The organism is Halohasta litorea (genome assembly GCF_024494645.1).
In the GTDB taxonomy this organism is placed as follows: Archaea; Halobacteriota; Halobacteria; order Halobacteriales; family Haloferacaceae; genus Halohasta; species Halohasta litorea.
In genome coordinates, this window is the sequence record NZ_JANHDJ010000005.1 from 1 (window position 1) to 15,163 (window position 15,163).

Consider the following 15,163-nt stretch of genomic DNA (forward strand, 5'->3'; position numbering starts at 1 on the left):
TCGCCACAGCCACTGTTGGAGCGGTTGATCGAAGACGCCCAGAAGATACACCAGCAACGGCCAATCCTTCAAGAGACGCTCGCTACCGCTACGCAACCGAGGTGTGAGTCTTAACTAAAGACGGATGATTAGGATCATACTTGCTTTTCTTCCACGCCTCGATAAATTTCTCATAGGTATCTGCGTACTCGTCGTCGGCTTTGATGGCCCTCCAGATGGCTGCAATCTCAGTTGTTTTTGCTTCGCCGACAATAAACTCCAAGTCAGAGTACTGGTCTTCGGCGACTGATTTACTGTAAGAATTGATTGTCGAGACTTCAGCACCCGTAATATCGAACGTCTCTCGGAGTTCTGTTTCCATCTCCGAGACGCCATTTCGCGTAAACGTGATCGCCAACAAATCCGATGCAGCAACGTCGTCGTATTCTGAGAGAATAAAATTTACACGACGGCCGAATGTGGTTGTCTTCCCGGTTCCAGCTGCTGCATTCACCCGGTTGAAATTGTCATTCGCAAAGATAGCCCGAAACTGCTGATCTGTGTGAGTGAGGGTGTCTGCCTCAAAATAACTGTTTAGTTCATCGCCGTGGCTTGCTTTCATGATTTCAATCCACTCTTCATTGTAGCTGTCGCGGGCCTCGATAAATTCACATACTCCCTGGAGATCACTCAAAAGCGTCTCGGCTGCATCTGTGACCTCGGGATCAAATTGGTCGGGTTCTTCGAGGAGTGGGGTAAGCTGATGAATTGCTCCTTGCGCCCGTTGGTATGTCTTCAGTGCTTCCTTGACTGTCAAGAAATCCTGATGATCGTCAGCATATTTTGTCTGCCAACTAGTTAGCTCATCACAAGTTGTTGCAACACCTTGAGTCGACCCCGTTCCCCTGATGACTGCCTCACCATCTACTGATATCTCATCATCAGTGGTTTCAGAGACACTCTCGGTCGAAAACAGGCCTTTGATAAAGTTGAGGATTCCAGACACGTATACGATTGATTACTTATCACCGGAACAAAATACTTACTGTTGATTGGGGTTTATCCATTCAAGATTGGTAAATAGTCTATATCTCTTCTGACCGTTTCGACTCTTCGGAAGTGACGTACTTTGGAATGTGGGCACCCCGGTCACGGAGCGCTGCAACGGCATTCCAGAACGTTTCGCCGGACGGATACTCATCAGGGCTCGAAATAAGACGCTCTTCTAACGCAACCACTTGCAGTGCATTGAGTACGTACATTCCTTTCCGGTAGACCCAGATATCATCGAGTTGGCCAAGCCGAGTTCCAGAATCGCTCGTCGTCCAGGATGGATCGAGTGATTTTGAGCCGTCCGCACGTTCGTTCGTCACTGTGCTTCGGAGTCGAATGTCGCTTGGCCGGATTTGATTGATACTGTCGAATACGTCTGCAACATCAGTTGTTTCGTCGATTGCCGAGAGTTCAGTGCGTGATTTTTCAGGTCGACTTGACCGGTCTTGGTCACCACGAGTGGTTCGTGTAGCGTGTTCTGACTGCAACCGATCAAGGAGTCCTTGGGCATCAGTCGTTCGTGATGGGGTTGCTGAGAGATGGTCGCCCGTCATAACGACGAACCGATCTTGGTCGTAAACTTCGATTGAGAGGTCGTGATCCGGGAGGTCAGCAATCACTGCTTGGACATCGTCTGAGAGCGCCCCCCGGATAAGCAGGTGAACACCTGTGCCTGACGTGCTGATGTCGGCGTAGCTCTCGGCGTCTTCGATGTGCTGTCGAACCATCGCTGCAACCTCTCCGGTGTCTGGGTTTCTGGCGTCATCGTAATCAATGAGAACGAACGGGTCGTTTTCAGTGAGCGTGAACGCCAGCCCGTACTCAGGGTTCGAAAGCGATTCAAGATTCTCTATGGCAGTTTCAAACGAAGTCTGGTTGTCTGGGTCCATCGCACTCACGAATCTGTCATCACCGTTTTCCCACGGTGCACGCGGTATTTTTCGACCGTCGGGTTCTGGTTTCCAGAGCAGCCACTGGTCGTAGCGTGCCATATCATCTGGATACTGGCCTGAATCGATATCGAGTTGCTCCGGGAGACCGCGGCCAGTACTCGGTGGCTCATCAGCGTGGACCGTATACCGTGTGCTTCGCGTCAACCCCCACTCACTAGCGTTCGACGTGTAAATCCCGAGGTTCGTATACAGCGTCGGTTTCACCACTGCAGGATCGTCGACAGCGAGTTCGTTAGTGAGTAGTCGATGAACACGGTGTGCATCCTCAATGTCAGCGTAGTTTGGGATTGCCACCATCAGCAGATGCTGACTGTCGCCTCGGGCAGTACAGGTGAACGCCGTTGAAATACGGGCATCATACAGCTCACCCTGAGCGACGAGATCCTGGACTGCCAACCATATCTCGTCGGCAGTCTCTGTATCAAGGAAGTACATGAGTTCACCCCGGACATCACCCTGAGCGAGTGCTTGCGCATCAAAATCTGCCTGAGTAGCATCCGTCGTCGGTGGGAATGATTCGGTGGACAACTCGTCTGGATGTGGGACCGAGAACTGATCGAAGTATGCGATCTGATAGGCCCGTCTTGCAGGAAGGTTGTCCGATGCAATTAGATATGGCCGTTCGTAGACGGTTGTCGGTGTCTCTTTGACTCGCTCGTTGTCGCTTTGCTCGCGGTCTTCTATCGCGCAAAACGGACAGCTAAGCCCCTCTAATAGATATATTTGTCCGCGGTCTTCGTGGTCCGAACAGGTGTGTTTGTCGATGGTTCCAAGGGTTTCCCACGAGGTTTCTTTGAGGCCGTCATTGCCCACGGTTAGTGAGACGTATTGACCGTGGAGCGTGTCCCGGCCGACGCCAGGGTCAAAACTCGAAAATCCAACGTTGAGATATGTTCGGTCCTGTCGGCCGACAAAGTGTTCGCCTGCGATGTATGCTGCATGCTTGCCGTGCCATTGTTCTGGCCGGGCTTGGTGGGAAACGAGTACTGTGTCGCCTCCATTTAACCAAGGATTCTGTGTGAGGTAGAAATCACCGACTTCCACCCGCTCATCGATGGGAATGTACGCGACGTTGTCGGGGAGCTCTGTTGAGCGGCTGGGTGTCGGGGGTGACGGTGGTGCGTACGTATCGGTATCATCACTCCAGACTGATTCGGAACTTGCATCGACGATATACACTGGAGCCTGTTCTGAAAGGTCTGCGAGTGCTTCTATGGTGGTGTCGGTGTGATCGCTTGTCGGTGAGTCAAGCACGACCTGCTGTGAGCCAGTGTATATGTATGCATTTACCTCGATTCCGCTTGTTTCAGCTGCGATTTTCTCGATGATGTCGTCGTTGCCACCGACGTGTCCGAACGCGATGAAACGAGTAGGGATGCGGTCTTCCGTGTCAACCTGTCGTTCGGTTGCCGAACGAGAATCTGGGTCCGTAGAGTGTGATCGGCGAATCGGTTCCGGAACTGATACTGGCTCAATGTCGTTCTTTTTGGCTAGTGCTTGGTACGTCTCTTTGACAGGGTACTGTGTTTCAATACGTGTGTTTGCTGTGGTTGTACTGGGTTCTGCAGGGAACTGTGCGAGGACTCCGAGTGCCTCTTGCAACTCTGCCTTGGAGTCGACGACGACAGGCAACGGTGTGTTTGTCGTCGGAACTACTGGACGAACGACGTGAAGATCGTGGTCTGAGAGATCCGTGCTGAGTTGTTTTTTAACCGACTCCGATAGTGGAACGGTTGTAATCGTTTGGTATTCAGTGATCCATTCGCCGTTTCCGTACGTGTCTCGGTACTCGCCGACTGCGTGGGAGACACGGTCGACGTGTTGTGGTCCATATCCAGTAGCAACATCCTGATCGAGGTACTGGTTGTTGATAACTGAATTGAGTATTGTATAATACTGTACCAGTGGGTCTTCGTAGTCATCCGACGTGGCTTTCGGATACAACCGTTTCAGAACGGTTCGAATTGAACGGAGTGATTCGTAATACTCCGTGAGAGCACACGGTGAGAGTTCGTCTTCGTCCGTGGTTCGCATCTGGTTGTCGACATTGGCGTCGGTTTCGCTAGTTCCATCGCAGCTGTATCGGTGCTTGGTGAGCACACGCTCGTATGTATACTCCTTGCCGCAGTCTGGACAGGTGTAGGGTGGCTCATCTGTCGGTTCGTTTGAATCGTCATCGTTATCGTCTGTCTGGGTAGTTCCCTCACAGCTGTATCGGTGCTTGGTGAGTACACGCTCGTATGTGAACTCCTTGCCGCAGTCTGGACAGGTGTAGGGTGGCTCACCTGTCGACTCTTCTGAGGAGTCATTAGCTTCGTCGGTGAACTCTATTGCCTCTCTGGCTGTGTCTCTGATATCCTTTGCTTGGAGTGTAATATATGGAACTGCAGTAAGCTCATCAAGAGAGGCGTCGGCAACTGAGTGCAGGTCTTCGAATCCTGCGTTGTATAATAAGTACAGGTGATACAGCGAGTGGTTTTCGAGATCCAGGACCGATTCGTCCTTAGAGAATAATGTGTGGAGCGCGTCGATTTTGGATTGAACATCGCCTGGGCAACTCGCTATAGTTACGTACGCATCCGCAACAGTTGACTGAGGTGTACTGGTTTCTTCGGCTATTGTTTCAAGCGGGGTTCCTGAATCGCCACGGATTTGTTTTGCTCCCAATCGAATACACTGTGCCGTCTCCACAGAGAGTGAGGTCTCAGTGGCAAGTTCGGTTGCGGGTGTCTCAGCAACATTCGAGATTGTCGTGTACCCTTCGTTACGAAGCGTTTCTGCATAGACGGCTCCGACTCCAGGAATCTCTGTTAGGGATGCTTGTGGGTCCGTGGGTGAGTCTGTTTCAGAAGTCGGTTCGTCGTCTGAGTCTTGGTGAGCCTCGTCTTCTGTACTGGAGTGGCCATCTCGTTCGTTCGTCGGCGAATCGTCTGGCTCAGATGATGCAAGCCCATCAGGGATCGGTGGAAGTTCTTTGATATTCAGTTCGGATGGATCAATCGCATCTGCAATGGGTGATTCCTGAAGAACCTCACGGACACGCTGTTCGTTGCGTGCTTGAATATGAGAGTTCTTCAAATACGAGACTAACGCTGAGCAATCAGCAGCGGTGAGTGTACCTTCTGCGTGGATGTTATCTAAGATCTCTTCGACATCACGTTCGTTTGGAAACCATGCATCGCCCATCGCAATAAAAAACGGAACGAACGGGTTCGGAACCGTATCCTGCTCGGAGACTCCCAGTTGGTCGGTGAGGAAAATCACTGCCCGATCATCAAGCGATAACTGATACCGCCCACCGGGTAACGATACTTTCAGTTTGTATCGATCAGTAGAATCTCGAATAAGCCGTGTCGGCTTGGTCATGTACTACTCTCAAGCGTATAAGTCATATATCCTTATATTCTGAGTAAAATTGATATTTTGCTGATGTTGATTTTGGAATCAGGGTATCTACTGGCCGAGACTCAGTCGCTCACATTCGTGTAAAAAAGTAAACGCTGACACAGCAACAGAGTATGTGAGTGCGATGGGTGACACTGCTGTCGCTGGTTTTGTCGCCCGTACGTGTATTAGAAATTAGTAATATCATAGATAAAATTTGTCGAACAAATAAAAATAAGTTTATTGTCTATTTATCCGGCTTTCAAATGTGGTGTGCTCACGAGGGTTCACGTAGCATCGAACAATTCGTCTTTTCTGGCATGTGAAGTTGAATTAAAATCAATAAAAATAGATGCAATATATGTAACCGGAAACTAAATGTAGATCGGATTTAATTTAGCAAAAAGGAATGATCTCAATAAGCACAGGGCTTGTTTTTGTAGAACTTTTTATTGGTCTTAGTGCTGCCATTGTAGCTTCTATCGCATGGACGCACCGAGACCGGGCTGCCGGTGTTCCAGTGTGTATTCTGTTGATCGCGGCGAGTGGATACGCGTTTATGAGCGGGCTAAACGTACTTGTTTCTGAGCCGTTATTGAAGCACCTCATTCATAATCTCACATATCCGTTTGTCACAGCTGCGGTTGCTTCCGTAATTTACATTCTAATCGAGTTCACCTACGGAGAAAAATATCGACAACCCAGAATAATCGGCATTCTTGTCGGGTATGTCTCTCTCAGTTTTGTTATTTCTATTACGGATCCTATTCACCACCTTCTGATAACAGAGCCAGTAATCACCGCGAATGGCGGGTTTTCGAGGACCGCTGAGAATGCTGGACCACTATTTTGGATTCAAGCGATCACGAATTTTACTGTCGCGTTTGTTTCGCTTGGGTGGATGGTGGCCAAATTCCCAGATACTCGTGGCATTCATCGTCAACAGATGATGACACTTATTTTGGCATATCTGATTGCACTTGCGTTCTTCCTCTGGCAAACGCTCTCTCCACCACATCCAGCGTTTGACGTTGCTACAATTGGGCTCCTCGGAGCGAGTTTATTGATATTGTGGACGTTATTCTATTCTGATTTCCTCAAAACAACTCCGATTGAACAACGAACACTTCTAGACAACGTGCCTAGTGCCGTTATTGCGGTTGATGCTTCGGATCGTGTTCTCAATTTCAATCAAAAGGCGGGGAATCTGTATGATCTTGATACCAGTGCAATCGGTGTCCATGCAGAACAGGTCTTCCAGACAAATCCCGAGCTTCTCGAACGACTCGGAACCGCAGATAGAAGTGAGACTCAAATCACCCTCGAACGAGATGGTGTAAAGCGACACTACGACCTAACGATCTCACCGATTGTTGATTCTGATATGCTTAAAAACAGGTCTCGTGGGTCTCTGATTGTTCTGCAGGATATCACGAGACTCGTGCAGCAACGAGATGAGCTTAAACAAAAGAATAAGCGTCTCGATCAGTTTGCGGGTATCGTCTCACATGATCTCCGCAATCCGCTCAACGTTGCAGTAGGATGGCTCGAAGTTGCACGGGAGACAGGTAACACTGATCACTTAGAACGAGTTGAACGAGGTCATACCCGTATGCAAGCCCTAATTGATGATCTTCTCATGCTTGCACGGGAAAGTGATCTCGAAGGTGACCGGGAATTAATCACATTGTCAGATGAGATTGGTACATGCTGGCAGAACGTCGATACTGAGGATGCTACTCTCGTCAACGAGGCAAATGGAATGGTGTTTGCAAACCTCGGTCGTTTCCGACAACTGATCGAGAATCTCATCCGAAATTCAATAGAACATGGAGGAAAAACAGTGACGATCACGGTTGGTGACCTCGGACAGGGTTTCTATGTAGAAGATAATGGGTCTGGGATCCCGCAAGGAAATTACGACCGTCTGTTTGATGCTGGCCACACAACATCACAAGATGGAACAGGGCTTGGATTAGCAATAGTCAAACAAATCACTGATGATCATGGCTGGGAAATCACGGGAGCAGAGGGTGCTGATGGCGGCGTCCGATTTGAGATCACCGGTGTAGCATCTACTGCCGCATAACCCAGGTCAAGCCCGAGAAACCCTGGTGGACGAAGAACGAATTACGCTTCACCAGCATTACAAAGATGGAGAGCTGTCCAATGACGCTGCGGATATCCTACTTGGAGATACTATCGAAGGTATCGACTGCGAGCGAGGGGCTTTCGAGGAGGCTACAGAGCTTAACACGACTGATGTGTTCCTAGAGTGACGATGGTCGACGATAACGTATGATCTCCCGTACTCGTCGACACTGATGTCTTGATTGTTGTTGCAAACACGAGCCTGTAGCCCCGCATTATTTCATATTCTGATATATTTTGTAACCACCAAACGTTTATGTATGTTATTCACATATTATCTACTGTAAACACACAACCGGACAACTCACACATCCTGCGATGCGTAATCCCTGCATCCATAGTATTTTAACGGAGAGTCCGGCTCCCGTCGCCACCCGTCAGCACAGCTGACTGTCTGAGCCGTCGCTAGTGATGGTGCATGACTTCAGCGTGCATATCGGTAAAGAGCGAATGCGAATCACACAGTACAGACTAGCAGGCGAACTGCTGTCTCAGAATTCAACAAAAACCATGACATCGGAACAAGTGATTGACGGCGAGGTAGAACAGACTGCACAACGCTTCGGAAACGACGAGATGCTCAAAGATGAACCGCGAGTGCTGTGTCGATCTTGTGGCGGCGGCAAGTTAGATAGAGGAATTGAAGAACGGCGAACCGCAGTCCTCGATGAAGCAGACGAACTGTTGTGTACCGTCGAACAGGAAACCGGAGCCGAAGTCGACCATGTGAAACAGGATCTTAACATCGCAAGAGAAAATCTGTTGAATGACGGTGAGTACAATTACTGTGTGCGGTCTGCGCTAGTCTTCCTGGAAAACGTTGTAGAGTGTTCTGAGGATGGCCAGATTGCAATTCTTGAGTGCATAGAGGAGTTCAGAGACCGACTCGCACAGAAAGCTGCGTTACCGCCACGAAGTCAATAAGTCGTTCTCAAAAATGTGCGCATCTCGTTAATTATCCCCCGATCAGGTCGGTGATCGGGTCCTGCAGTCGCAAGGTTTCGACGTGGCGACTGCCACCTCTCATCTTTTATAATTGTATTCAAAGTAGATCTAATCTGCACATAAGATTAGACAATTAGAAACAATTTTAACATTACATATTAAATAAAAATAGGTATGATAAAAAAATCGGCGGCTATATTTATAATATTTTTTACATTTGTGCTTTTGCTTGGGTTTTCTGGAACGGGGATAAGTGAAACACCTAACGGGAACGAGAGTGAAATCAAACTAATCGTTCAAGTTGAGGGAGACGTTCAAGCAGACTCGATTGCAGAATCGAAAGAGAAAGCGAAAGCATTCCAAGAACCCGTTATCAATCACATTAAATCATTGAACGGGACAACCGTAACAGGAACGCTATGGTCGTCTAACAGTATCATCGTAAAAATTGATACTGGGAAAACCACGAAAGCTGCGGTAGGAAATCACAGTGCTGTTAAAGAAGTGATTGAGGATGAACCTGTAAAACTCCCAAACCCACCACAAAACGAGCGTCAGGCAGGGACTCAGGATTACAGTACAATCAGTTACGGATTAGAACAGATTCGCGCTGATGATGCTCAAAAAGAGTTTAATGCAACTGGAGAGGGTGTGAAGGTTGCAGTCATTGATACGGGTGCGAGTATTTCTCACCCGGATATCGATGTTGGTGGTGACCCGAGTAACAATTACAAAGGGTACTGGGCAGTTGTCGAAGGTGATGTTAAAGAAGGGTCAGAATTAGATGGGACACCTGAACCATTCGACCCAGAGGGCCACGGCACGCACGTGGCCGGGACTGTTATTGGTGAGAGTGATAATTCAGCCGGGACGCAAATCGGTGTCGCTCCGAATGCAACTGCAATGCACGTACAAGCATTCAATGCTAATGGGACCAGTAATACAACAAATATTGTTAAATCAATTGAGTGGGCCGCTGAGAACGATGCAGATGTCATCACGATGAGTTTCAGTGCAGGTTCCTCATCGGCTGTCCTGGATGCAACACGAATGGCACGGAATCAGGGTGCCATTCTCGTTGGAGCGTCTGGAAACTACAAATTCGGTGGTAATGGAAACACAGCCGTACCAGCGGCGAGTGGTGATGTTATTTCAGTTGGTGCTGTTGACGGTGGTGGTACTGTCCCAACGTTTTCGGGAGGGGCAGAATACGACCCGACTGAGGAATTCACGAATAGTTTCGCAAGCGAATGGGAGAACCCGTTAATTGCACCGTATGTGGTCGCGCCGGGTGTATCTGTTTACAGTGCAAGTCATACTGATAATGGCCTTGTGCCAAAGACTGGAACAAGTATGGCCACGCCGCACGTGGGCGGAACGTCCGCAATTGCCTTGTCGAACAACCCGTCGTTAACACAAGATGAATTTGAGTACGCGTTAATGCGAACGGCACGAAACGCAGATGGGTACAGCGAACGGAATACGCGTCAAGGGTACGGTATTGTTGACGCCTACGAAGTGCTTCAAGCGACTAATCCGAACGGGTACTTCTCCCCTGCAAACGTGCGTGTTACCCAAATGGTTGATTCCGGTGATAACTTAGTCGTGAATGCAACGGTTTCGAATGAGAACCTTATCGGTGACACTGGCACGCAAAACGTTAGCCTGTACGTTGGCGATAGGAAAGTCAGCGTGAAAGAAGATGTAGTGATCGAGTCTGACACGGAAACTGAAGTCGGGTTCGTGTACGAAACCACTGGTGCTGATTCTGGTGAGAAAGTTGTTACCGTTGGGACTGAAAACAAGAACGCGACGAATACCACGAGTGTACGGGCTCCCGCAGACTTTATAGTGAGTATCGCACCGGAAAGTGAACGAGAGTTTGTCACCGGAGAAGAAGCAAATATCACGGTAGGAGTGGAGAACGTCGGAGAGTCATCAGGCTCCGGGTCGCTTAACTTGTTCGTGAACGGGGAAGCGAGAGCAAATAGCAGTACAACCATCCCTGAAACCGCACCGGACGAAACAAGGATTGTTGATGTACCGTACACACCAACCAAGGACGATGTTGGAACACCCACGATTCGCGTGGAATCTGCAACAGACAGTATTGAAGCTGCATTCAATGTCATTGGATATTCAACGTTCTCCGTTAACCTGTCGAGTGCAGAGATTGCAAATCAATCGTTCGTGATTGGTGAAACAGTGCCAGTTAACGCAACGATTGAGAACACTGGTGGAGCCGCAGGAATCGGGACTGTTGACTTGCTTGTCAACGGGACTGTGAAACCGGATGCAAGCGTGGACACGCGTGAACTATCTACTGGTGAGACACAATCTGTGTCACTCGGGTACAACGTGAGTGTAGAGGATTACCCGGAAGCGAATGTGAGTATCCGAACCAGTGATGATGAGCAGAACACAACTGTCGGCGTGTTACGTGCTGCAGAATCGGTTGTCGGCATTAACTCAGTGAATTCTCCTACAGAGGGTGATGACATCGTTGTGAACGCGTCTGTGGAGAACGTCGGTGATGTAAGCCTTTCACAAACGCTTACAGCGAACATTGATGGTATCGGGTCGAACGAAACAGCAGTAACAGTAGCGAATGGGAGCTCGGAAGATGTTGAGCTGCATATCCCAACTGGTGACGGTGATGCTGGTGAGTACACGGTTACAGCTGCAACACCGGATTCGACAAGTGAGATTCCGGTGACTGTGAGAGGCCCTGCAGCATTCGATGTAGGAATTGCGAACGCGAGTAGTGACGTGAGCGCTGGGAACAATGTCACAGTGAACGCGTCTGTGGCGAACACTGGTGGTGAAATCGGTGAGGAAACCGTGTCACTAACCACGAACACTTCAAACACGGTTCGTGACTCTGCAACGGTGGAAGTACCTGCAGGTGAGAGTGAAGTAGTTGAACTCGAATTCAAAACAACGGTAGCCGATATGGGTGATGTTCAGTTGCAGGTTACGGTAAGTGAATCGTCAGCTACTCAGAACATTGTTGTGAGTGACCCTGAGCCACCAGTCATCACGGGTGTCACGGTTAACGAATCTGTTTCGAACAATGTAGTTGAGGTGAACGGTACTGTTGCGAATGGGAGTGTTGACGTTCGCAGCATCGAAATGGGTGTGTCGTCCTCGTTCACGTCATTCACAGCCGAGAACGCTGTAACTGGTGATGTGAGTGATGGCGGTGAATTCAATGTCACAATCGACACGCGAAGTCTTGTCGGAGATGGAACGTATGATAGTTTCGTTGGTGTGACTGACGAATCCGGTCAATACGTCGAATCCAACGGTGAACAGGTGCGTGTCGACGCGACCGCTCCTGAAATCCAGTTAGGAACAACCGGAATCAACGGTGCTAACGGTGACGTTGTTGTTGAGAGCAGTGAAGCGTTTGAGATCACATCAATTGCTATCACTGCAGATAACGACGAAGACCGCTCTCCGCAAACAATTCCGAGTGGATTGAATACGGACAGTGTCACCGTTCCGTTTGATAGTAGTGCAACTGGTGGTGACAAGACCGAGTTCAACATCACTGTTACCGCACGTGATGAAGTCGAGAACACGGTGACTGAAACACTATCGAGTAGTGTTTCGAACTACGAACTCACCAATGGTGATGGTCGTGTTTCAGTTAGTAACTTCACCAATATCACGGTGAATGGGAACGAAACCGAGTTAGGTACCGGGTCGCTGGTCCGTCAAGCCGTGGTTAGTAGTGGTTCGAGTACACCAGCCGGAACTAATCTTGATTCGAATCGTGTGAGCGGCGGGTACGTGAATGTTGCAGACATTGGGGTATCCGATAGTGAACTTGATAATGCAACCATTCGGATTCCGGTTGAGAATCTTAACGAGGACGCGATTAACGGCTTCGAGTCTGACGAGCTAACGATTTTCAAGTCGGAAGATGGTGAGCAAGGGTACAGTGAGGTTCCAACCGAGTACGATAGTGAGACTGGTGAACTGGTCGCGGTTGTTGACGGGTTCAGTCAGTTTGTTGCTGGTGGTACGGATACGACACCGCCATCGATTGATGCAGTGGATGTGACGCCCGGTGAGGACGTGACAGCTGCAGACGGACCTGTGACGGTTCGATTCGAGTACTCGGAGGAAACGTCGTCAGTTAACGTGAGTGCAACCGACGTTACTGCCGATGTGAGTAATGCTCGTGTGACCAAGCAAGTAACGCAGAACAATGCTGAACTCACCGTTGACGGGTTGAGTAATGGTGAAACGATCACGGTGGATGTGGTTGTGGCTGATGAAGCAGGGAACAGTGTAGAAGACACTGTCACAATCACTGTGAGCGAGGATAGTAACGAAGAGAACAATAACGAGAACAACAATGCTGGCGGCGGCGGTGGTGGCAGTAGCGGTGGTGGCGGTGGCGGCGGTGGTGGCGGTGCTGGTGTTCCAGAACCACCGTCTCTTTCGACGCTGCCAGATGATGTGAACCTCCTGACGGATGCTGACGGGACCATCCGAGGCGGAGCAAACGAGAGTACGTTCAGCTTCGGCGCGTTCACTCAGTCCCCGATTGTCGAAGGCGGAACGCTTCACCAAGGCGGGTTTGACGGTATAGCTCGTGTCCTTGATTTCGATGGAGTGCCATCGAGTGTTGGGAGTCCACCGGGTGAAGTGTTCTCCACAACGGATGTCATGGTTCCACGAGAAATATCGGACTCGTCGGCTACGCTAACGTTCAATCTCGGAAATGTTGAGTATAAAAACATCGCGTACAGCGAGTTGAATACTGAGGAGTTAACGGTGTGGCGTCACACTGGCGAGGATTGGGAACCGCTTGAGACACGTGTTGTCGAGCAGAGTGCCGATGGTATCACGCTTGAAGCAGATACTACAGGGTTCTCGTACTTTGTCGTCACGGACGAAAGCGAACTCCCAGAAGAAGCAGGTGCCGATGATGCAGCGAGTGATGAATCACCTGTAACTAATGATGACACGCCCGGGTTCGGAGTGGTAGTCACACTCATTGCAGTGTTGATGAGTGTTATAGCCGTGAGATCCAGACACTGATTGACGGTACTTCCCCAACGCTGCTTCGTGAGCTGTGCTGAGTCACGCTCCATTAGATCAAACGCTTCGTGATTGCTCTGTGAAGAGTGGAATAGAGTTCACAAATCAAGAGAACCAAGCAGAAAGAACTCATGTAGCCCTCAAAGAAGGGTGCTGTAGCTCAGGAGACGCTTACCCGAGGCCGCGGGCTGGCTCAGCCCGCGGCCGGTGCGTACGCTTCTGGTACACCAACGCCGTTCATTTCGATCTCCCAACTCCGCTCTAATTCCTCTTCTAATGCGTGTCTGATCCAGTCAGAGAAGGTTTTGAATGTGAACTCTTCGGGCAGGTCGCGCCCGCCCCGCCGTGGGCGGGCGACGACCGCCCATCGAAGCACAAGCCAGAGGTTCTCCAGCAAGAATCCAACTAGGACGAACCCAAAGCGGACGATTGGATCCTGAGTCGTCGTTACCACTCGTGCTTGGCGGAACACACGATAGCTGGTCTCAATCGCCGAGCGTTTCCGGTAAAGCCGTTCGACCTGTTTGGGCGTGCGATCAGCCAGATCGCACGCCACATAACCTCGAACAACCTCTCCACTCTTGCCACGATCTCCAGCTTGGTAGGAGACAGCGACTGCAAGCGGGAATTCCAGTTCCCGCTTGCAGTCTTTGTACATTCGATAGGTCGTCATGTACGAACAGTGCGTGTCTAGCTTCTTCTTCATGCGTTTGCCCTTCTTTTGGACGGGGACGACAGTCGCAGCAATTTCACGTGATCGACGCAGGATACGTTCGTTGTAGAAGCCACGGTCAGCCAATAGAAGGTCTATCTCGAAGGGATAGGCCACGATGCGGTCGAGGATACGCTCGACCGCATCGGCCTCTTTCTCATCGCTTCGCACGTACGTTGTTGCCAGTGTTACCGGTTTCCCGTTTGAGACGAGATATGCTGTGCAGTAGCGGTGACACGTTGTTGTACCGTCTTTGGCTGCCATACGACAGAGTTCTCCGCTTTCATCGCTGTGCGTTCCATGGTAGGGGTTATCGACGAAGTCAATGGAGACGATCCTCGACCGGTTAGGGTCGAGGATCGTCATTGCCATCTCCTTGAGAAGGTCGTTAGCAATCCGCTCTAGCCACTCTCGGTTGAGTGTATGGAGCCAATCCATGACAGTGTCGTCACAGGGTGCGTTGTCGTTGTCTTTGCAGGTTTCCCAGATAGACGTCTGATTGACTGCTGCAAGGGTGACAGCAGGCCAAATCTCGCCGGGATCGAGGGGCGAGCCCTCGATTCCCGGCAGCGGAAGTTGTCCAACAAGATCTTTCGCTAGTTCTTTCACGTCTGTGGCTGAAAGACAGCCGTCTGGCTGAGGTATGGTGAACACATTTCCTCAACCAGACATCTTCATCATGAGAGCTACGTTTTAGCTACAGCTCTCAAATCGGTTGGGAAGTACCGATTGACGGACTATACAGTAGCAAGTGATGACTGGAAGTTGATCGGTGCTGGGACACCGGATCGGGCTTCTGCACCGATTGATGTACTTGTAGATCAAAGCAGTTTGCAGCTCATTTGAACGCGGGGATTGTATCTCGGTAAGCAGGATTTCGAAAGCCGAGCGGTCAGGTTCTCGTCATAGTAACTCTTGTCGACTGTTCCGT

General features: G+C 49.9%; 7 protein-coding genes. 4 read left to right on the forward strand and 3 right to left on the reverse strand.

Going from position 1 to position 15,163, the window contains the following annotated elements; all coding sequences use genetic code 11:
• Window positions 1-88: 88 nt before the first annotated feature.
• Together NO877_RS19820 and NO877_RS12240 are read right to left on the reverse strand one after the other, a co-directional pair.
• Window positions 89-985 carry a UvrD-helicase domain-containing protein gene (locus tag NO877_RS19820; protein WP_256396633.1) on the reverse strand — a complete coding sequence of 299 codons (897 nt, stop codon included), beginning with the start codon at window positions 983-985 and terminating at the stop codon, window positions 89-91.
• 79 nt (window positions 986-1,064) lie between these two features.
• Window positions 1,065-5,351: a putative phosphothreonine lyase domain-containing protein gene (locus NO877_RS12240; protein ID WP_256396634.1), complete on the reverse strand. Its 4,287-nt coding sequence runs from the start codon at window positions 5,349-5,351 to the stop codon at window positions 1,065-1,067.
• A 427-nt stretch (window positions 5,352-5,778) separates the two neighbouring features.
• Here NO877_RS12240 and NO877_RS12245 point away from each other — a divergent pair, with 427 nt between their 5' ends.
• The 4 genes from NO877_RS12245 (at window position 5,779) to NO877_RS12260 (ending at window position 13,520) form a co-directional block, all read left to right on the forward strand.
• The gene (locus tag NO877_RS12245; RefSeq protein WP_256396635.1) at window positions 5,779-7,458 is read left to right on the forward strand and encodes a sensor histidine kinase; all 1,680 of its coding nucleotides are present in this window, start codon (window positions 5,779-5,781) and stop codon (window positions 7,456-7,458) included.
• 25 nt (window positions 7,459-7,483) lie between these two features.
• Entirely contained in the window at window positions 7,484-7,648 is a 165-nt protein-coding gene (locus NO877_RS12250; protein WP_256396636.1) for a DUF8065 family protein, read from the forward strand.
• A gap of 283 nt (window positions 7,649-7,931) precedes the next feature.
• Window positions 7,932-8,444 (forward strand): hypothetical protein, encoded by a 513-nt coding sequence (locus NO877_RS12255; RefSeq protein WP_256396637.1) that lies wholly within the window; start codon window positions 7,932-7,934, stop codon window positions 8,442-8,444.
• Window positions 8,445-8,639: 195 nt separating this feature from the next.
• Window positions 8,640-13,520 (forward strand): S8 family serine peptidase, encoded by a 4,881-nt coding sequence (locus tag NO877_RS12260; protein ID WP_256396638.1) that lies wholly within the window; start codon window positions 8,640-8,642, stop codon window positions 13,518-13,520.
• Window positions 13,521-13,713: 193 nt separating this feature from the next.
• Here NO877_RS12260 and NO877_RS12265 read toward each other — a convergent pair whose 3' ends face one another.
• Window positions 13,714-14,886 carry an ISH3 family transposase gene (locus NO877_RS12265; protein WP_256396639.1) on the reverse strand — a complete coding sequence of 391 codons (1,173 nt, stop codon included), beginning with the start codon at window positions 14,884-14,886 and terminating at the stop codon, window positions 13,714-13,716.
• Window positions 14,887-15,163: the final 277 nt, after the last annotated feature.

Coding starts and splice junctions, on each gene's coding strand:
- NO877_RS12240 (WP_256396634.1), bottom strand. CDS start 5,351: ATGACCAAGCCGACACGGCTTATTCGAGATTCTACTGATCGATACAAA.
- NO877_RS12245 (WP_256396635.1), top strand. CDS start 5,779: ATGATCTCAATAAGCACAGGGCTTGTTTTTGTAGAACTTTTTATTGGT.
- NO877_RS12260 (WP_256396638.1), top strand. CDS start 8,640: ATGATAAAAAAATCGGCGGCTATATTTATAATATTTTTTACATTTGTG.
- NO877_RS12255 (WP_256396637.1), top strand. CDS start 7,932: ATGGTGCATGACTTCAGCGTGCATATCGGTAAAGAGCGAATGCGAATC.